19 protein-coding genes and 1 pseudogene are annotated in these 19,444 nt (G+C 71.4%); 4 read left to right on the top strand and 16 right to left on the bottom strand.

Annotated elements, in window-relative coordinates:
* Window positions 1–7: 7 nt before the first annotated feature.
* From hemC to LWP59_RS02105, 6 genes are all read right to left on the bottom strand, one after another.
* Window positions 8–958, bottom strand: a complete 951-nt coding sequence (hemC, locus tag LWP59_RS02130; RefSeq protein ID WP_186383499.1) for a hydroxymethylbilane synthase — start codon at window positions 956–958, stop codon at window positions 8–10.
* Window positions 955–2,274 (bottom strand): glutamyl-tRNA reductase, encoded by a 1,320-nt coding sequence (locus LWP59_RS02125; protein ID WP_144643469.1) that lies wholly within the window; start codon window positions 2,272–2,274, stop codon window positions 955–957. The genes hemC and LWP59_RS02125 overlap by 4 nt, the downstream gene beginning before the upstream one ends.
* Window positions 2,275–3,057, bottom strand: a complete 783-nt coding sequence (locus tag LWP59_RS02120) for a redox-sensing transcriptional repressor Rex (protein ID WP_144643484.1) — start codon at window positions 3,055–3,057, stop codon at window positions 2,275–2,277.
* 186 nt (window positions 3,058–3,243) lie between these two features.
* Complete coding sequence (locus LWP59_RS02115; RefSeq protein WP_229857964.1) at window positions 3,244–4,776, bottom strand: molybdopterin-dependent oxidoreductase; 1,533 nt, start codon at window positions 4,774–4,776, stop codon at window positions 3,244–3,246.
* Between the two features lie 36 nt (window positions 4,777–4,812).
* Entirely contained in the window at window positions 4,813–5,037 is a 225-nt protein-coding gene (locus LWP59_RS02110) for a glutaredoxin family protein (protein ID WP_144643470.1), read from the bottom strand.
* A 94-nt stretch (window positions 5,038–5,131) separates the two neighbouring features.
* Window positions 5,132–6,616, bottom strand: coding sequence for an AMP-binding protein (locus LWP59_RS02105; RefSeq protein WP_144643471.1), 1,485 nt, complete (start codon window positions 6,614–6,616; stop codon window positions 5,132–5,134).
* A 216-nt stretch (window positions 6,617–6,832) separates the two neighbouring features.
* Between LWP59_RS02105 and LWP59_RS02100 the strand changes: the two genes are divergently transcribed.
* The 4 genes from LWP59_RS02100 to LWP59_RS02085 are packed head-to-tail and all read left to right on the top strand — an operon-like array spanning window position 6,833 to window position 10,374.
* On the top strand, window positions 6,833–7,423 hold the full coding sequence (locus LWP59_RS02100) for a sigma-70 family RNA polymerase sigma factor (protein ID WP_229857979.1): 591 nt from the start codon (window positions 6,833–6,835) through the stop codon (window positions 7,421–7,423).
* 38 nt (window positions 7,424–7,461) lie between these two features.
* Window positions 7,462–8,469: a DUF5667 domain-containing protein gene (locus LWP59_RS02095; RefSeq protein ID WP_144643473.1), complete on the top strand. Its 1,008-nt coding sequence runs from the start codon at window positions 7,462–7,464 to the stop codon at window positions 8,467–8,469.
* 49 nt (window positions 8,470–8,518) lie between these two features.
* The gene (locus LWP59_RS02090) at window positions 8,519–9,421 is read left to right on the top strand and encodes an HAD family hydrolase (protein WP_144643474.1); all 903 of its coding nucleotides are present in this window, start codon (window positions 8,519–8,521) and stop codon (window positions 9,419–9,421) included.
* Between the two features lie 56 nt (window positions 9,422–9,477).
* On the top strand, window positions 9,478–10,374 hold the full coding sequence (locus LWP59_RS02085; RefSeq protein ID WP_144643475.1) for a TIGR03621 family F420-dependent LLM class oxidoreductase: 897 nt from the start codon (window positions 9,478–9,480) through the stop codon (window positions 10,372–10,374).
* 41 nt (window positions 10,375–10,415) lie between these two features.
* Here the strand turns inward: LWP59_RS02085 and LWP59_RS02080 are convergent, their stop codons facing one another.
* From LWP59_RS02080 to LWP59_RS02035, 10 genes and pseudogenes are all read right to left on the bottom strand, one after another.
* Window positions 10,416–11,390, bottom strand: coding sequence for a lysophospholipid acyltransferase family protein (locus tag LWP59_RS02080; RefSeq protein ID WP_144643476.1), 975 nt, complete (start codon window positions 11,388–11,390; stop codon window positions 10,416–10,418).
* Window positions 11,387–12,429: pseudogene (locus LWP59_RS02075) on the bottom strand (NAD-dependent epimerase/dehydratase family protein). Before LWP59_RS02075 ends, LWP59_RS02080 begins: the two are co-directional and overlap by 4 nt.
* Before the next feature lie 174 nt (window positions 12,430–12,603).
* Window positions 12,604–12,705, bottom strand: a complete 102-nt coding sequence (locus LWP59_RS02070) for a 30S ribosomal protein bS22 (RefSeq protein WP_017986394.1) — start codon at window positions 12,703–12,705, stop codon at window positions 12,604–12,606.
* 126 nt (window positions 12,706–12,831) lie between these two features.
* The gene (locus tag LWP59_RS02065) at window positions 12,832–13,044 is read right to left on the bottom strand and encodes a helix-turn-helix domain-containing protein (RefSeq protein WP_144643477.1); all 213 of its coding nucleotides are present in this window, start codon (window positions 13,042–13,044) and stop codon (window positions 12,832–12,834) included.
* A 234-nt stretch (window positions 13,045–13,278) separates the two neighbouring features.
* Window positions 13,279–14,076, bottom strand: a complete 798-nt coding sequence (proC, locus tag LWP59_RS02060; RefSeq protein ID WP_144643478.1) for a pyrroline-5-carboxylate reductase — start codon at window positions 14,074–14,076, stop codon at window positions 13,279–13,281.
* Between the two features lie 10 nt (window positions 14,077–14,086).
* A complete protein-coding gene (locus tag LWP59_RS02055; RefSeq protein ID WP_186383500.1) occupies window positions 14,087–14,914 on the bottom strand; it encodes a thioesterase family protein in 828 nt (275 codons plus the stop codon).
* Window positions 14,911–15,837: a proline dehydrogenase family protein gene (locus tag LWP59_RS02050; protein WP_144643479.1), complete on the bottom strand. Its 927-nt coding sequence runs from the start codon at window positions 15,835–15,837 to the stop codon at window positions 14,911–14,913. The genes LWP59_RS02055 and LWP59_RS02050 overlap by 4 nt, the downstream gene beginning before the upstream one ends.
* Before the next feature lie 81 nt (window positions 15,838–15,918).
* A complete protein-coding gene (locus tag LWP59_RS02045) occupies window positions 15,919–16,707 on the bottom strand; it encodes a sugar phosphate isomerase/epimerase family protein (RefSeq protein ID WP_267903836.1) in 789 nt (262 codons plus the stop codon).
* On the bottom strand, window positions 16,704–18,314 hold the full coding sequence (locus LWP59_RS02040) for a hypothetical protein (RefSeq protein ID WP_191334844.1): 1,611 nt from the start codon (window positions 18,312–18,314) through the stop codon (window positions 16,704–16,706). The genes LWP59_RS02045 and LWP59_RS02040 overlap by 4 nt, the downstream gene beginning before the upstream one ends.
* Window positions 18,315–18,392: 78 nt before the next feature.
* Entirely contained in the window at window positions 18,393–19,439 is a 1,047-nt protein-coding gene (locus LWP59_RS02035) for a Ppx/GppA phosphatase family protein (RefSeq protein WP_144646161.1), read from the bottom strand.
* Window positions 19,440–19,444 lie beyond the last annotated feature (5 nt).

The raw sequence follows: 19,444 nt of genomic DNA, 5'->3' as shown, positions 1-19,444 counted from the left end.
GTCAACGTCAGTTGCGGCCGGGGCCGGACAACGCGCCGGCGCCCAGGTCGAGCAGCTCCGCGGCCAGGTCACGGCCGAGTCGCTCCGCTTCGCCCTTGTCCGCGAGTGCCGAGGCGCGGATCAGTTCCACGGACTCGCCGTCGAGCCCGGCGGCGGCGACCCCGCGCAGCGAGATCCGCTCGAGCACCGAGCCGTCCGCGTCGAGGTCCTCCACCACTTCGGCCAGCGCCCCGACGGGTGCACTGCACCCACCTTCGAGCGCGGCCAGCATGGCACGTTCCGCCGTCACGGCGGCCCGTGTCGCTTCGTCGTCCACAGTGGACCGAAGCAGGTGTTCGATGTCCACGTCGTCGACGCGGCTCTCCACCGCCAGCGCACCCTGGGCGGGCGCGGGCAGCATCTGGATCGGGTCCAGGGTCTCGGTGATCTCGCCCGCCCGGCCGAGCCGGGCGAGACCGGCTCGCGCCAGCACGACGGCGTCGAGCTCGCCGTCGGTAACCTTGCGCAACCGGGTGTCTATATTGCCTCGGATCGGCACGATTTCCAAACCGAGCCCGAGCGCACGCAGCTGCGCCATTCGCCGCGCCGCACCGGTGCCCACCGTGGAACCCGGCGGCAGCTCACCCAGAGTCAGGCCGTCGCGGGCGATCAGCGCGTCCCGCGGGTCCTCCCGCTGTGGCACGGCGGCCAGCACGATGCCGGGCTCGGGCGCGGTCGGCAGGTCCTTGTACGAGTGGATGGCGACGTCGACCTGCTTGGCCAGCAGGGCTTCGCGCAGCGCGGAGGTGAACACGCCCACGCCGATCTCGGCGATCGGGGCGTGTGACCGGTCACCGGGCGTGGAGACCTTGACGATCTCGACGTTCTCGCCCGCCCGGCGCAGCGCGTCGGCGATGATGCCGGTCTGGGCGAGGGCGAGCGCGCTGCCTCTCGTACCGATCCTGATGGTTCTCGTCACTTGCTTTCACCGTCTGTGTTGGGTTGGGGAGAGGGGCTGGCGACCACGGCGGGCGAGGCGGGGTCCAACTCGAAGAGTTCCCGCAACGCGTTCGCGTAATCGGTGCCCTGCGCGTCGGCGGCCAGCTGCTTGACGCGCACCGTCGGCGCGTGCAGCAGCTTGTCGACCACCCGGCGCACGGTGCGCGCGAACTCGTCGCGCACGCCCGGCTCGAGCTCGGGCAGCCGGTGGTCCAGGCGGAGCAGCTCTGCGTCGACCACCTCGGCGGCCCGCTTGCGCAACGCGGTGACGGTCGGGGTGACCGCCGCGCTGCGCTGACCGGCCAGGTACTCGCGCACCTCGTCGAGCACGATCCCGGTGGCACGGGCGATCTGCTTCGCCGACGAAGTGCCGCCGGTGTCGTCCATGCGCCGCCGCACGGTTTCCAGGTCGACGACCCGGACGCCCGGCACCGCCGCGACCGACGGGTCGACGTCCCGCGGCAGCCCGAGGTCGCAGATCACCAGCTCACGCCCGTTGCGCGGCAGGATGTGCTCCGCCGCCAGCACCACGTCCTGGGCGCCGGTGCAGCTCACCGCCAGGTCGGCCTCGGCGAGCCGCACGGTCAGCTCGGCCATCCCGACGCCCACCGCGGGCACGCCCAGCTCGCGGACGTTCGCCGCCAGCCGCTGCGCGTTCTCCGGCGTCCGGTTCACCACGGTGATCCGGCCGACCCCGGCCTTGCGCAGCTGGCTCGCGGACAGCGCCCCCATCGAGCCCGCGCCGACGATCACCGCGTGCTTGCCCTCGAGGCCGGACGTCTCGCCCAGCGCCTCGGACACGACCGACGCACCGAGCGTGTCCAGCCCGGTCTCGGTGTGCACGCGCTTGCCGACGCGCAGTGTGGTCTGGATCAGCTCGTGCAGCGTGCGGCCGACGGTGCCGGCCGCACGGGCGACGGCGTAGGAGTTGCGGACCTGACCGAGGATCTGGGTCTCGCCGACGACCATCGAGTCCAGGCCCGAGGCCACCGAGAAGATGTGCTCGACCGCGGCGCCCGCGTAGTGCACGTAGAGGTTGTCGTAGAGGTCGGCGGCGGCACATCCGGCGTGCCGCGCCAGCACCTCGGACACGTCCGCCAGCCCGCCGTGGAAGGTCTCGACGACCGCGTATACCTCGATCCGGTTGCACGTCGAGACGAGCATCGCCTCGTCGACGTGCTCGGACTGCTGCAGCTGGTGCAGGACCTTGTCCAGCTCAGCGGCGCCGATGGCGGCACGCTCGAGGGTGCGCAGGTCCGCGGTGCGATACGACAGCCCGACGGCCAGGACAGACACTTACCGCACCACCATTCCGTTGCCCACCGGGTGGGAGCTATTCGTTTCCTCGGCGCGCCGGGCGACGTGGAAGGACAGGATCTGCAGCTCCACCGCGAGATCCACCTTGCGAACCTCGATCTGCTCGGGCACCTGCAGCACCACGGGCGCGAAGTTCAGGATGCACTGCACACCCCCGGCGACCAACCGGTCGCACACCGACTGCGCCGCCGTCGGTGGCGTCGCGATCACGCCGATGGAGATGCCGCGCTCGGCGCACACCGCCGGAATGTCTTCCAGGTGCGACACCGGGATCCCGCCCACGGGCACGCCGATCAGGTCCGCGTCCACGTCGAACAGCGCTTCGACGGGAAACCCCCGGCCGGGGAACCCGCCGTAGTTAGCCAACGCATGGCCCAGGTTGCCGATTCCCACCACGGCCACCTTGTGCTGCCGGGTGAGCCCGAGCGTGCGCTCGATCTGACCGACGAGCACCTGCACCTCGTAGCCGACACCACGGGTGCCGTAGGAGCCCAGGTACGACAAGTCCTTGCGCAGCTTGGCGGAGTTGACGCCCGCCGCGGCGGAGAGCTCCTCGCTCGCGACGGTGGTCGCGCCCTGCTCGGCCATCGCGGAGAGCACCCGCAGGTAGACGGCGAGGCGCGCGACGGCGGCCTCGGGGATGGCTTTCACCCGGACCGGGTCGGGGGCGGCGCCGGTGACGGCCGGCATCTCGGCGGTGGGTGCGTTGTCGGCGTCGAGCTTGACTTCGGCGCCGTTCCGCCGGCCACGCCGTGCCACCACGCTGGCCTCCTCGTCAGACACCGTCAACACGCTTCGCTACCGCTCCGAAAACTTCCCCTTGACCCGGCGGACGAAGTCCGGTTTGATACCCGGCCCGCGCGGAGGGTCTGGCAATACGGTAGCCACTTGTGAACGCAGGCACAAAGTCGCTGGTCGGAGGGCATGACCAGAGACACACTGCGATTTTTACCGCGTACTGAACGTGATCGTGTGCCAGCCGGTCGCGCCGTCGGGCACGACGTCGGCGATCTGGTCGGTCTGGGTGTAGCCGGTGCGGTCGGTCGCGCGGACGGTCGCGGTGTGGTGGCCCGGGGTGGCGTCGACCTCGGCCCACCACATGCGCCAGGCGTCGGTGGTGACCTCCGTCGAGAGCACGGCCCGCTGCCACGGCCCGCCGTCCACCTGCACCTCGACCTTGTCGATCCCGGTGTGCTGCGCCCACGCGATACCCGCCACCCGGACCTTGCCCGCGGCCACGCTGCCGGTGGGCGCGTCGATGCGGGACTCCGTCTTGATCGGGCCCTGCTCGGACCAGCCGCGTTCCAGCCAGTAGGACTGCTTCGCGTCCCACGTCGTCAGTTCCAGCTCGGTGACCCATTTCGTCGCCGACACGTAGCCGTAGAGGCCCGGCACGAGCAGTCGTGCGGGAAAGCCGTGCTCGATCGGCAGCGGCTCGCCGTTCATGCCGATGGCGAGCATCGCCCCACGCCCCGGCTCCATGATCGTCGACACCGGCGTGCCCGCCGTGAAGCCGTCCGTGCTGGTCGAGTACAGCTGCTCGGCGCCCTGCTGGACGCCTGCCTCGCCGAGCAGCTCGGCGAGGTCGACACCCAGGAACCGGGCGGTGGAGATGTACGGGCCGCCAACCGGGTTCGACACGCAGCACAGGGTCACGATGCGTTCGACCAGCGGCCGGTTGCGGATGTCGTCGTAGCTGAACGTCAGCTCGCGGTCGACCATGCCGTGGATGCGCAGGCTCCAGTCCTCGGCCGGCACCTGCGGCACCACCAACGCGGTGTCGATGCGGTAGAAGTCGCTGTTCGGGGTGATGAACGTCGGGGTGCCCAGCTTCGCGAAGTCGGCGTCGGCGGGGACCGGCGGCGCGGGCCGGGCGGGCGTGAGCGGCCCGACTGCGGCACGGGACCCGGTCGCGTCCTTGCGCGAACCCACCCACTGCCCCACCACGCCCGCGACCCCGGCCGCCACCGCGACGACGAGGAACTGCCGGCGGCTCGCGGAGACGCCCTGCGACAGCGCGGCGCGGTGCAGCAGGCGGAACGCGAAAACCCCGGCCAGCAGGCTCGCGGCCGGTGCGGCCAGCGCGAGCTGCCCCAGGTCCGAACGGCCGTAGACCGCGGCGATGCCGACCGCGCCGAACACCACGATGACGATCTGGCCCGGCAGCGGACGGCTCCGCGAGATCAGCCCGGCGAGGATCGCCAGCAGCACCATCACCACGGCCATGCCGCCCAGCAGCACCGGCTTGTCGTTCGTGCCGAAGCTGCTGACCGCGAAGTCCTTGAGCCAGGTCGGCGTGAGGTCGATCGCGGCGTTGCCGACCGCGAGGTACGGCGAAGCGCCCGCCCCGACGAAGGCGGCGACCAGGTGCCCGGCGGCCAGCGCGGCGGCGAGTGACAGCACGCCGATCAGACCGGCGACGGCCGCGCTGAGCCTCGGCGGCGCGTCGGCGGGGGCTGGGCTCAGCAGGTCGGTGCTCACGGGTTCATTCTTCGCCCGAGTACCGCGAAAACACCGTCAGGTGCTGGTTACGAGTGCCTTACGGAGCCGGTCCTCCTCGACCTTCCAGTACCCGTGCTCGACCCCGTCGACGAGGATCACCGGCACCCGGTCGCCGTACTCGGCGCGCCATTCGGGGTCCGAGTCGACATCGGCCGTCGTCCACCCGACACCCAGCTCGCCGCAGATCCGCTCGACGTCCTGTTCGGCCTGCTCACAGGCGTGACAACCCTCGCGACTCATCACCGTCACCTGTGCTTTCGCGGTGTTCCGCACCCGTCCGGTCCTCCTCCGCGGGACATTCCTCCGTCGCGCCCGCTTCGTGCGGTCCTCGATCCTACGACCGCAAACGTGTCCGCCGCAGCTTCCCGGTCGCGGAATGCGGCAGGGCCTCGGCGAACTCGACCGTGCGGGGCACCTTGTACCCGGCCAGCTTCTCCGCGCAGTGGTCCACGACCTGCTGTTCCGACAGCGACGCCCCGGGCGCGGGGACGACGACCGCCTTGACCGACTCGCCGCTGCGCTCGTCGATCACGCCGACCACCGCGACCTCCGCGACCTCCGGCAGCGCGACGATGACCTCCTCGACCTCATGCGGGAAGACGTTGAAGCCGTTGACGATGATCAGGTCGTTCGCGCGGTCGACCAGGTGCAGGTCGCCGTCGACGTCGAGGTAGCCGACGTCGCCGGTGCGGAACCAGCCCTCTTCGTCCGGGCCGTGGGCGCCCTCGGGCCAGTAGCCGGAGAACAGGTTCGCCCCGCGCACCGACACCAGCCCGGCGCCCGCGTCGTCCTCCACGAACGCGTCGTCGAGGTCGTCGGGGTCCAGCGGCACCGGCTCGGCCAGCCCGTCCGACTCGACCAGCCGGAGCTCGACCCCGGGCACCGGCCGGCCGACCGAGCCCGGCTTCGCGTAGCCGGTGACCAGCGTCGAGGTCACCACCGGCGCTGTCTCGGTCAGCCCGTAGCCCTCGAAGATCGCGAGCCCGGTCTTCTCCCGGATCGTCGCGAGCACCTTGGGATGCAGCGGCGCGGCGCCCGAGCTGAGCAGCCGGACCGTGGCCAGCCCCTCGCCCAGCTCGTGGGCGGGCATCCGGGCGAACTCGGCGTACATCGCGGGCACCCCGCCGATCACCGTGACCCGCTGCGCCGCGCACACCTCCAGCGCCTTGACCACGTCGAAGCGCTCGGCCAGCACCACCGTCGCGCCGACCGACGTCGCGTGCAGCAGGCCGGGGCCGAGGCCGTAGACGTGGAACAGCGGGATTGCGATGAACACCCGGTCGAGGTGCCCCAGCGTGCCCGGCACGGCGCCGACCTGCTCGAGGTTCGCCAGCAGCGCCCGGTGGGACAGCATCACGCCACGGGACGGGCCGGTCGTGCCCGAGGTGTAGGACACGACGGCGATGTCCTCGTCGCCGCCGATCGCGTCCACTGGCTCCCCCGGCTCGGCCGACGGCGTGAGCACCGGCACCTCCGGCCGCGCGTCGCCGGGGCTGCGGCTGAAGACGAACCGGGCGCCGCTGTGCTCGACGACGGTCGCGAGCTCGGGCTCGGGCGCCAAGGGGGAGATCGGCACCGCGACGGCGCCGGCGCGAGCGGTCGCGAAGAGCGCGATGGCGAAGTCGGCGGAGGTCGGCAACCTGAGCACGATCCGATCACCCGGGCGCACTCCGTGCTCCGCCAGCTTGCGTACCTGGCCGTCGACCGCAGAATTGAGCTGTGCCCAGGTGACGGCCGTCCCCGCGGTGGTGTCGGTGAGCGCCCCGGCATCCGGCCACCGCGCGGCGGCCCCGGCGAGCAGATCGGCGATGTTGCCCATGACCCCAGTGTCCCCTCTCCTCCCCCATCCTGGGAAAGCTCGCGGATCGTCGCACTTCCGCAACCGGGACCACTACCTACTTCCGGGTAACAACACGTATGCTGCTCTAGCGCCGGAGTGGTGATGGTCACTCGAGGCCGGGACAGAGGAGCAGACGTGACGAACTGGCTTGCTGCACGCCCCCCGGGGCTGCACGTGGGCACGCTCGCGCGCCCGATGGACCCGCCGGACGAGCAGCCCGAGTCCTGGGACCTCGTGCACGCCGCGCAGAAGGGCGACAGCATCGCCTTCGGCACGCTCTACGACCGCTACGTGGACGTCGTGTACCGGTACGTGTTCTTCCGGCTCGGCGACCGGGAGCTGGCCGAGGACATCACGAGCGAGACCTTCCTGCGTGCGCTGCGCCGGATCACGTCGGTGAGCTACCAGGGCCGCGACGTCGGCGCGTGGTTCATCACCATCGCCCGCAACATCGTGTTCGACCACGTGAAGTCGAGCCGTTACAAGCTCGAGATCGTGACCGATGAGGTCTCCGAGTCCGGCTCCGCCCCGTTCGCCGGGCAGAGCACGGGCGAAGGCACCGGCCCCGAGCAGCAGGCGATGACCGGCGCCACCCGGGAGGCACTGCTCAAGTGCATCGCCGATCTGGGCGATGACCAGCGCGAATGCATCGTGCTCCGGTTCATCCAGGGCCTCTCGCTGACCGAGACCGCGCAGATCATGAAGCGCAACGAGGGCGCGATCAAGGCACTGCAGCACCGCGCCGTGCGCAAGCTGGCCCAGTTGCTCCCGCCAACCTGGCGCTGAGGACCGTAACGGACCTGGTCATCGTTCGTTCACTGGACGTGGACGTACCCGGGTGGACAGGGCGCGACCTGGAAGTCATCTCCGGGCTGCGGCAACTCGGCGACGCCGCGAAACCGGACGCCGCCACCCGCGAACGCATCCACACCGGCATTCTCGAGCGGCTCACCGAGCAGGAACGGCGCAGGCCGGGCCGGCGGCGGCGGATCGTCGCCGAGGTGCTGGCGGCCGCGGTCGCACTGGCGATCGCGCTCGGCGGGGTCGGGATGCTGCTGTCCAAGGACGCGCTGCCCGGCGACGCCCTCTACGGGATCAAGCGCGCCGGCGAGTCCGCCGAGCTGGGGCTCGCGTTCGGCGACTCCGCCAAGGCCCAGAAGCACCTGGAGTTCGCGGCGAACCGGCTGGACGAGCTGAAGGAGCTCGGCACGGCTAACCCGCGCGCCTACGAGTCGACGCTGGCCGACTTCCAGCGGGAGGCGCGGGCGGGCACCGCGGAGCTGACCGGGGCCGCGACACAGGGCAGCGGCCAGCCGCTGGACCAGCTGCGGTCGTGGTCGCTCGACCAGCGCGCGAAACTGCTGGCGACCCGGTCCGCGATCCCCCAGGCGGCACTGACCCAGTTCACCTCTTCGGCGGAACTCCTGTCCCGGATCGAGGCCCGGGCGCAGACGCTGCTGGCCCGGCTCAACTGCCAGCAGATCACCACCGGCGAGACCGACGACCTCGGCGCGGTCCCGCAGTCCGGCTCCTGCGAACCGCCGACGGACGCGGTCCGGGGGCAGCAGCCGCTGCTGCCGCTGCCCGCCCCGCCCCGCAGCGAACCGGCGCCGGCACAGCAAATGACCAGTTCGGTGACCCCTATCGCACCGTCGACCCCTTCGCCGACCAGCCCGCTGCCGCCGTCGACCGGCGGCCAGGCGCCGCCCGTGTTCAGCCCGCCGGTGCTGGCTCCGACCAGCCCGCGCCTGCCCACGCCCACCGTTCCGCAGCCGCCGCTGATCTCGATTCCGCCCCTGCTCCCGGGCCTTCCCGGGGTAGGGATCGGCTGAGCGCGCTCGCTACCCTTGGCTCAGACACCCGAGTCAGGAGGCGGTCTGCGTGTGGCGCGGCAGGGGCAAGGGCCCGGAACTCGAACGACTCGCCACGCTGGCCGGCGAAGCGTCGGCCGATGCCGCGGTCGCGATGGAGACCGCGCAGCTCGACGGCGTCGAGCTGCCGCCGCCGCCCGTCACCCCCGACCTGACCGCGGCCGCGTTCTTCGACGTCGACAACACCATGATGATGGGCGCGTCGATCTTCCACTTCGCCCGCGGGCTCGCCGCGCGCAAGTACTTCACCACCTCCGACCTGGCCGGGTTCGCCTGGCGCCAGGTGAAGTTCCGGATCGGCGGCCGGGAGACCTCCGACACCGTCAAGTCCAGCCGCGAGCAGGCACTGTCCTTTGTGGCCGGTAAGACCGTGCAGGAGATGACCGAGGTCGGCGAGGAGATCTACGACGAGCTGATGGCCGACAAGATCTGGTCGGGCACGCGCGCGCTCGCGCAATTGCACCTCGACGCCGGGCAGCGGGTGTGGCTCGTGACGGCGACGCCGGTCGAGCTGGCGGCGATCATCTCGCGGCGGCTGGGGCTGACGGGCGCGCTGGGTACCGTCGCCGAGCACGTCGACGGCGTGTACACCGGGCGGCTGGTCGGCGATCTGCTGCACGGCCGCGCGAAGGCGCACGCGGTGCGCGCACTCGCCGCGCGGGAAGGGCTCAACCTGCGGCGCTGCACGGCGTACTCGGACTCGTCGAACGACGTGCCGATGCTGTCGGTGGTGGGCACCGCGGTCGCGGTGAACCCGGACGCGGGCCTGCGGGAGATCTCGCGCGCCCGCGGCTGGGAGATCCGCGACTTCCGCACCGGCCGCAAGGCGGCGAAGATCGGCGTGCCCTCGGTGCTCGGCGCGGGAGCCCTGGCCGGCGCGGTCGCGGCGGGGGTGGCCTACCGGCGGCGCTAGCTAGGTGAAGTCGGTCCCTCCCCGTGCCCCGTCCGGCAGCACCAGAGTTTACTGCCATGAGCCTGTTGACGGATCCTTCGGCCCGTCCGTTCAGATTCGGAGTCGGTCTGGCGATTTCGGATTCACGGCAGGATTGGGTGGGCAAGTGCACGAAGGCTGAGGACCTCGGCTACGACGTCCTCTCCGTAGCCGACCACCTGGGCAATCCGGCCCCGTTCTCGGCGCTGGTAGCAGCCGCCGAAGCGACCACCCATCCTCGCCTTGCTACCGCAGTGCTGAACGCTGGCTTCTACAATCCAACTCTGCTGGCCAGAGACGTCGCGACGGCGGATCAGCTGACTGGCGGCCGCCTCGAACTCGGGCTCGGTGCGGGCTACGTAAAATCGGAGTTCGATGAAGCTGGCCTGCCGTTCTTGCGAGCAAAGGAGCGAGTGGATCATCTCGATCGAATGACAACGAGATTGCGTGAGCTGTTCTCCGACCCCGGCTACAAGCCGCGTCCCGTGCAACCATCTGGACCACCGCTATGGCTCGCGGGGCACGGCAACAGAATTCTGACGATGGCTGCGCAAAAGGCTGACATCGTGGGATTTACCGGGTTCACCACCAGCCGCGACGGCAGTAGCTCCTACCTCGACAACCTCGACGCTGTCACGGAGCGAGTGTTGTTCGCCCGCGGACTCTTGGGCGAACGCCTTGCGAAAGTCGAACTGAACATCCTGGTCTGGCGAGTTCTGATTACCGAGGACAGGGTGGAAGAAGCACGTCGGCTGGAGCCGCTACGTTCCTTGTCCGCCGACGAAATGCTGCGGGTGCCCTCTGTGCTCATCGGCACTCCGAAAGAGATAGCGGAACAGTTGCTCGAGCACCGCGAGCGGCTTGGAATCACCTACGTCACCGTCGTCGAGCGCAGTATGGCCGCCTTCGCAGCGGTGATCGAGCTGCTGAAATAGCTCCGCCCGCCCCTGTCATCAGGGCCTACCGGCGGCGCTAGCTAGCCCTTGAAAACGCTTTCCCGCTGCGCCAGGTGGCGGTACAGCGTCTGCTGGATCGACTCGCGCACCTGGTCGGTCAGGCTGAACACCAGCATCGGGTCGTCGGCCTCGTCCGGGTCGAGGGCGTCCGTGCGGATGGGCTCGCCGAACTCGATGGTCCACTTCGTCGGCAGCGGGACCGCGCCCAGCGGCCCCAGCAGCGGGAACAACGGGGTCACCGGGAAGTACGGCAGCCCGAGCAACCGCGCCAGCGGCTTCAGGTTCGCGATCTTCGGGTAGATCTCCTCCGCGCCCACGATGGAGCACGGCACGATCGGCACCCCGGTCCGCAGCGCCGCCGACACGAAGCCGCCCCGGCCGAAGCGCTGCAGCTTGTACCGCGACGAGAACGGCTTCCCGATGCCCTTGAAGCCCTCCGGCCACACGCCGACCAGCTCGCCCGAGGAGAGCAGCCGCTCGGCGTCGGGGTGGCACGCGAGCGTCTGGCCCGACTTGCGGGCGAGCGCGCTCAGCAGCGGCGTGCGGAACACCAGGTCCGCGCCCAGCATCCGCAGGTGCCGGCGCGCGGGATGCTCGTCGTGCACCGCCACCGCCGTCATCACGGCGTCCAGCGGCAGGGTGCCCGAGTGGTTGCACACGATCAGCGCGCCGCCGTCCTTGGGCACGTTGTCGATGCCGTGCGTGGTGACGCGGAACCACTTCTCGTACAGCAGGCGCAGCGGCGGCAGCAGCAGTGTCTCCGTCAGCTCGCGGTCGAAGCCGAACTCGTCCACCTCGTACTCGCCGGTGAGCCGGTTACGCAGGAAGGTCAGCGCATTGGTCACCGGATCGGGCTGCGGCGGCACGGGCGGCCGCGCCACCGCTGCCTCGACGGGCCGGGGCGGCGCGGTGGGCTTCTCCCGCGTTCGGCGGAGGGGGATGACCTGGGCTTCTACGGTGGTGGTCACTCGTGACGCTCCTGGTTCCGGGTTCATCTGGTCTGGCCGGTCGCCGCGGCGGTCACGACCTTGTCCGCCATCGCGGCGAGCTGCTCGCCGTCGACGACGGGCGTAGTCCGCGGCCGCGCACGTAATCGTCGAACGCCGCAGCCGTGGTCCACCGCGGCCGGAAGCCGAAGGCCTCCTTCAGCCGCGAGGTGTCCACGACCCGGCCGTAGTTCAACAGGCGCACCTGGTCGTGCGAGAAGTCGACCACGCGTGCGCCCCGCAGCATCTTGGCGACCGACGGAATCACCGCGCGCGGAACCGGAAGCTCGAGGCGGCCCGCCCGCCGGATCGCCTGAGACAACGTGAGTACCCCGTCCGCGCCCACGTTGAACACGCCGGGCCTGTCCTCCAGCGTCGCCAGCTCCAGCACGGCGAGCGCGTCCGAGGAGTGCAGCAGCTGCAGCCGGGCGTCGTAGCCGAGCACCGTGGGCACCACCGGCAGCGCGAAGTAGCGGGCCAGGACGGTGTCCACGTCGGGCCCGATGACGTTGGCGAACCGCGCCAGGGTGATGGTGAGGTCGGGCCGGCGGCGTGCCAGGCCCCGCACGTAGCCCTCCATCTCGACGGCGTCCTTCGCGTAGCCGTCGGCGGAGGCGGGGATCAGCTCGGAGTCCTCGGTGAACACCGCGGGCGAGCGCGCGCCGGCACCGTAGACGGCGGCCGTGGACTTGACGACGAGCTTGCGCACCGATGCCGACCGCTGGCACGCGGCGAGCAGGCGCATCGTGCCGATGACGTTGACTTCCTTGAGCGCGCCCCGGCGGGCGGGAGCCGCGGGATGACAGGTGGTGGCGGCGTGCACCACGGTGTCGACGTGGGCGTCCGCGATGACCTTGGCGATCAGCGGGTTGCGGATGTCGGCGCGGACGAACTCGGCCCGGCCGAGCCTGCGCAGCACGTGCTTGCCCGGGGGCGTGGTGTCCACGCCAAGGACGCGGTCGAACTCCGGGTTGGTGCCGAGGCGGGCGAGGAGCCTGCCTCCGAGCTCACCCCCGACCCCGGTGACGAGCACGACGTTGGACGGCATTGAACCCCCTGCGACAGGGTTGGTTTCCGGCGGCGCAGGCGATGCTACCCCCGCCGCCGCGGCGAAGTCAGGACCAATTACACGCTATTAACGCAGGTCAACGCGGTCACCCAAATGGGTGCGACCCGCCCGGGTAACCGGACGGGTCGCGGAAAGATGCCGTTCGCCTGGGCGTTACTTGCCCTGCTTCCGACGCTGCATCCGCGTGCGGCGAAGCAGCTTGCGGTGCTTCTTCTTCGACATGCGCTTGCGGCGCTTCTTGATCACTGAGCCCACGGGTGCTCCTTCACGTTTCGTCTGGTCGACGCTGCCTCGCGCAGCGTCCAGCGGAATGGAGCGCATCAGGCGCGAGCGGTCTCCCAGACTACCCGCGGGTCCGTGCGGGGGCGCGGGCCCCCCTTCTTAGCCGACGTCGAAATAGGCGCCTTCCAGATATTCGTGCACAGCCTTCTCCGGCACCCGGAACGACTTGCCGACCCGTACGGCCGGCAGCTCGCCCGAGTGCACGAGGCGGTAGACGGTCATCTTGGAGACCCGCATCAGCGAGGCCACCTCGGCGACCGTCAGGAACTGGACCTGCCCGACAGCGGGCACGTCCTTCTTGTTCGACGGCATACGTCACCGTGCCCTTCGACACGCGTCGTGCCGCTCGGCTTCCCCACCGGCGGTTCGACACGCACGTGCTTCATCCCTGAGAGTAGCGGGACTGGTGGGACCAGTGCGACGTCTGACGCCAGAATTGGTCCAACCGGGCGCGCCGACCAGCACATTGTCGACTTCCGGACGGACAAATAGCCTGTTATTGCTTCGGTTGGCGCAGCGCGCTGTGGATCGGTGTTCGACGGAGAGTCACCGGCCGAGTTCGGCGGACCGGTCGCGGGCGGCCTCGATCGCGTCGAGCAGGGCCGCGCGGACGCCGTGCTTCTCCAGTTCGCGGATCGCGTTGATGGTCGTGCCGGCGGGCGAGGTCACCGCCTCGCGCAGGATCACCGGGTGCTCGGTGCTCTCGGCGAGCATCTTCGCGGCGCCCACCGCCGACTGGACGATCAGCTTCTCCGCGACCGCGCGCGGCAGGCCGAGCAGTATCCCGGCGTCGATCATGGCCTCGACCAGGTAGAAGAAGTAGGCAGGCCCGGAGCCCGACAGCGCGGTGACGGCGTCCTGCTGCGACTCGGGGACCTCGATCACCTGGCCCACCGCCGACAGCAGGTCCTTGACCAGCGCGACGTGCTCCGGGGTGGCGTGCGTGCCGGGTGAGATGGCACTCATCGCCTCGCCGACGACCATCGGGGTGTTCGGCATCACCCGGACGACGGGCACGCCCTCGGGCAGCCGGCGCTCGTACAGCGCCGTCGGCAGCCCCGCGCACAGGGACACGACCAGCGAGGACGGGCCGACCACGGGGGCCAGCTCCGCGAGCACCGGCTCGATGTCCTGCGGCTTCACCGCGACGACCAGCACGTCGGCCCGCTTGGCGGCCTCGTCGACCTCGACCCCCGCGACGCCGTACCGCGCGGTCAGCTCGGCCGCGCGCTCCGGGTGCCGTTCGGTGAACAGCAGTTCCTCCGCGCCACGGCCGCCTTGCAGCAGGCCCCCCAGCAGCGCCTCACCGATCTTTCCCGCACCCAGCACAGCAATCGTGGTCATACCCCTGAGATTAGGGCGCGGGCGCCAGCGCCAGCTGCCGGGCCTGGCAGACCAGCCGGCCTGCCGAGTCGATCACCGTCGCGTCCGAGTCGAACCACGACTCGTGCATCGAGCGGCACTCGACCTGCACCCGCAGCCAGCCCGTCGCCGGGCGGGCCCGCAGCATCGCGGTCAGCTGCACCGTCGGCGCCCAGCCGAACCGGCCCAGGTTGAACACCACCGGCGGGTTGATGTCCCCGGCCAGCAGCACGAAGTACGGGTCCGGCAGGCCGTGTCGCGGCCGGACCCACAACCGGAGCCGCGGCGGATCGCCCGTGCGGCCGGTCAGGTATCCGGCGGTGGCCGGGTCCAGCCGGACGTCACAGCCCTTGGCGAGGTTGAACGCCCCCTCCGCGGTGTCCCCGCCGAGCGGGATCGCCCGCGGCGGCGGCTCGGCGGGCATCGGGTTCAGATCGGTCCACTCCGGCCGCCGGATCGGCAGCCGGCCCGCGGTCACCGTTGCCTCGACGCAGCTGCGGCCGCGCTGCTCCAGCCGCACGGCGACGACCGTCGCGCGGCGGCCGACCTTGCGCAGGTCCGTGCGCAGCAGCACCGGCCCGATCGCCGGCGGGCGGAGGAACTCCGCGCTGACGACCAGCGGTTCCGCGGCCGGGTCGCCGTGCTCGGCCAGCACGGCGACGGCGGCCTTCGCGATGAGCGACAACAGGAACCCACCGTGCGGATGGTGACCGATCGACCACTCTTGGCGAAGGTCCGCGGTCAGCGTGCCGTCTCCCAGTGACCGCACCGCGCATGCCACCTCGAAGGCCGCGGGGTCCTGGGCTTCCACCGTGCTCACGAACGGCTGACCAGTGCGCGCAGGAAGAAGGCCAGGTTGGCCGGCCGTTCGGCCAGCCGCCGCATCAGGTAGCCGTAGGAGTTCGCGCCGAAGGGCACGTAGACGCGCACGGTCTCGCCCTCGGCGGCGAGTCGTCGTTGCTCGTCCGGCCGGACGCCGTAGAGCATCTGGTACTCGTAGCTGCCCTGCTTGCGGCCGTACCACCGCACCCGCTCGTGCAGCAGCGTGATCAACCGAGGGTCGTGCGTCGCGAACATGGGGTAACCATCCCCGGCCAGCAGGGTGTTCGCCGCCCGGACGTAGCTCAGATCGACGTGATGGCCACTCCGGTGGGCGACATCGGACGTCGCGGCGTAGGCGCCCTTGCACAACCTGACCCGGGAGTCGGGTGCGGCGAGCGCGGCCGCGTCGCCCTGGGTTCGTTTCAGGTACGACTGCAGCACGGCGCCGACCCAGGGCCAGGTGTGCCGCAGTTCCGCCAGCACCCGCAGGGTCGCCTCGACGGTGTCGTGCTCCTCCATGTCGAGGGTCACGGTCGTGGCGTTCTGTTCCGCGGCGGCGCAGATCCGCCAGGCGTTGTCCAGCGCCAGCTTCTCGTCGAGCCGCAGCCCCACCGCGGACAGCTTGAGACTCACCTCGGTGCGCGTGGACAGCCCTTCGGTGTGCAGCCGGTCGAGCAGTTCCAGGTACGCCTGCACCGCCCGCTCCGCCTGCCGCGCGCCGGTGGTGTTCTCGCCGAGGTGGTCCAGGCTCACGTACAGGCCGTCGTCGACCAGGCGGCCCACCGTGGTCACGGCGTCGGCCACGGTCTCTCCCGCGATGAACCTCTCGACGACACCCCTGGTCCCGGGAGAGGCAGTCACGACACGACGGATCGCGTCGCTTCCGGCGGCAGCGAGGATCAACGAGCGCAGCGGGTTCACGTCGGAAACTTTACGTGTTCACATATCGGAAGCCCATGCTCCTCGCCGCACGGTGAGAGTGAAGTTGATCTTGTTGACGGTTCAGTGCCCGAGGTGGAACCGGGCGAACAACAACGCCTCCGCCAGGTCCTTCATCCGGTGGGCGGAGCTTGGTGCTCGCCGGGTGTTCACTTCGAGCACGATCTGTCCGCCGAAGCCGCTCGTGGTGAGCTTTTCGAGCAGTTCCGCGCACGGCTGGCCACCCCGGCCGGGCACGAGGTGCTCGTCCTTCGGCACCCCGGTGCCATCCGCGAGGTGCACGTGGGTGAGCCCGGACCCCATCCGCCCGGCCAGCTCGAGTGCGTCCATTTGAGCGGCGGCGGAATGCGACAGGTCCAGCGTGTAGTGCCGGTAGCCGACGTCGGTCGGGTCGATGGACGGCCGGAACGCCGACATCCGCGCGTCCCGCTTACCGCCCGGCGGCCGGACCTTGAACATGTTCTCGACCGCGATCTCGACGCCGCTCTCGTCCTCCAGCTCGGCGAGGAGGTCGGCGAACCCGTCGCCGTAGCGCCGCTGCCACCGGAACGGCGGGTGCACGACGACCGTGCGGGCCTCCAGGTCGAGCGCGGCCTCGACACTGCGGCGCAGCCGGACGACCGGGTCGGGCGACCACACCCGCTGGGTGATCAGCAGCGACGGCGAGTGCACCGACAGCACCGGCATGCCGGTGCGGCGCGACCAGCGGCGCAGCTCCGGCACGCTCTGGCTCACCGGGTCGACCCACACCATGACCTCGACCCCGTCGTAGCCGAGGTCCGCGGCCAGCTCGAAGCCCGTGCCGGCCCGCAACGGCCACACCGAAGCGGTCGACAGACCGACCGGGATCAACGCGAGAGCAGCAGCAGGGCCGCGGGCGAGACGGTGACCACGAGGCCGACCAGCACCGCCAGCACCATCGTCTGGATGTCGTCCGCGCGGCGGATCTTCCGCACGATCCAGACCAGGCCGACGATGACGACGAGCGCCACCACGAGCGCGGCCGCCGGGAGCTGACCCCACAGCCAGTTGAAGCCGAGCCACACCGCGGCGCCGCCGACGACGCCCAGCGCGAGCTGGGCGGCCATGGACAGCCACTGCCTGGCCGGGCTGGCCTCGCCCTCGGGCTCCTCTTCGTCCTCGTAGTCCTCGGCCTGCGCGGCTTCGGGCTCGTAGTCGTACCCGGCGCCGAGCCGCTCGGGCTCGGCCTCGCCGAAGTCGCCGAACTCGTCGACCTCTTCGTCGTCGTCGGCGAAGGGGTCGTGGAAGCCGGTCGCCTCGAGGTGCTCGTCCGGCGCCTGCGGCCCGCGCGCGAAACCCGATGGGTGCGCGGGGGCGTCCTGCTCGCCACGCACCGGCGGCATCACGCCGATCTCGGTGTCCTCGGAGCTGACCTGCTCACGCTGGCGGCGCCAGCGCGACAGGCCGGCCGGCGGCGCCTCGGGCGGGACGGCCGCCTCCGGGGGCCGCTTGCCGTTGACCGCCCGGAACTGCTCGGTGTGCGGCTCCTGCTCGGCCGGGCGCCGCGCCGGTGGGCGGCGCGGACGGCGCGGCGGGGCCGGGAAGGCGCCGCTGGGCATGCCGCCCGGCGGCGGGCCGGGGTCCGGGGTGTCCTCGGGGGCGGGGACATCGAGCCCGTCCAGGCGCGCGGCCAGCCCACCGGGCTGGGCACGGCGCAGCGGCGGCACCTGACGCGTCTCCTCGGGACCACGGGCCGGTGGCCGTGGCCCGTCCTTCGGCCCCTGGTCGGGCAGCGGCAGCCCGCCGGAGTCCTGCGGCGGGCGGCGCATCGGCGCCGAATCCTGCGGCGGTCTGCGGCCGGGCAGCCCACCCGGACCGCTGGGACGCGGGAATCCGCCCGACTCCGGCGACGGCGCGTTCGGCCGCGGGAACCCGCCCGAGTCGGGGGCGCCACCGGGGCGCTGGAAGGTGCCGGACTCCTGCGGGGGCCGCGGGAACGCACCGGACTCCGGCTGCGCGGGCGGCGGGTTGAGGTTCGGCTTGGGGAACGCGCCCGACGCAGGCGGGGCGGGCGGCGGGACCGCGCCGTTGGGGCGGCCGAAGGTGCCCGACGGGTGCTGCGGCGGTGCGCCGTTCGCGCGAGGCGGCAACGGCGGCGGGTCCTGCCGCGGCGCGGCGGGCGGGACCGGCGGCGCCGCGGGCGCCTCGTCCTCGGGCAGTGCCCGCCGGCCGCCGTTGCGGCGGCCGTTGGGCGGCGGCGGGTTGTCCCCGCGGACCCGGTCGATGATGGCCTGCGGGCCGGTGTCGGTGACGCCGCGAGCACGCCGCGGCGCGTCGGTGCCGTTCGCCGAGCCGTTCTGGCCCGGGTTCGGCTGCTGCTCGTCCTCCTCGTCGGCGGCACGACGGTGCCGCCGCCTGCCCTCGACGTTGCCGCCGTGCAGCGCGAGCAGCTCGGCGACCGTCTTCTGGGAACGGTCCTGACCGCTTTCTCGACTCATCAGCGTTTCACCCCAACCGCACGTGCGTCATCGCGTAGCCTCCGAGCGCGGCAACGGACACGGCACGCGCGCACCACCTCACGCATCCCTTCCACCTTTCCACCGTGCCCTCACCGCGTCGCTCCCGTCTACCGGGGTGCTGTCATCGGTCCGTTCGCGCGGCGAACTGCGCCACGCTCCCGGTGCAGTTTCGTCCTCACCGTTCGAACGGTCCAGTCGCCGCAGGATCAGCCCCTCTCGCAGCGCCCAGGGGCAGATCTCCAGCTCGTGCAGCGACAGCGCCCGCATCGCGGCCTGCGCGACCAGCGCGCCGCCGACCAGCTGGTGCGACCGGCTCGCGCTGACTCCCTCGAGCTCGGCCAGGTCGGCCGCCGTCATCCGGGAGATGAAGGCGATGAGCTGCCGCAGTGCGGTGTCGGACAGGGTACGGCGTACCCGTGGTCCCGCGGCGGAGGGAGCCGCCCCGGCCAGCCTGGCCAGGGAGCGGAACGTCTTGGACGTGGCCACCACCCGGTCGGGTCTGCCCAGCTCGGTGACCTTGTGCGCGAGCGGCGCCAGCTGCTCCTCGAGCCACGCCGACGTCGCGACCAGCTCCGAGCGGCTCGGCGGATCGTGCGAGAACCGGGTCCGGGTGATCCGCCCGGCGCCGAGCGGCAGCGACTCGGCCAGCAGCGGCTCCTCGTCGATGCCCATCGCGACCTCGAGCGAGCCGCCACCGATGTCGAGCACCAGCAGCTGCCCTGCCGACCAGCCGAGCCAGCGGCGCACGGCCAGGAACGTCATCCGCGCCTCGTCCGGCCCGGAAAGCGCTCTCAGCTCGATGCCCGTCTCCTCGACGACCTTGCGCAGCACCTTCGGCGAGTTCGTCGCCTCGCGCACCGCCGAGGTCGCGAAGGCCATGACCTCCGCGCAGCCCAGCTCGGCCGCGGACTTCTTCGCCGTGCGTACGGCCTCGACCAGCGCATCCGCCCCGGATTTGGCCAACTCGCCGTGCTTGGTGATCTGTTCGGCGAGTCGCAGCACGATCTTCTCCGAATGCATCGGCGTCGGATGGGCACCACGATGCGCGTCCACCACCAGCAGATGCACGGTGTTGGACCCCACGTCGAGTACCCCTAGGCGCACAAAGC

The sequence above is a fragment of the Amycolatopsis acidiphila genome, from assembly GCF_021391495.1.
Classification (GTDB): Bacteria; Actinomycetota; Actinomycetes; order Mycobacteriales; family Pseudonocardiaceae; genus Amycolatopsis_E; species Amycolatopsis_E acidiphila.
The sequence above is the reverse complement of the archived record's forward strand: the minus strand, read 5'-3'. Positions and strand labels throughout refer to the sequence as shown.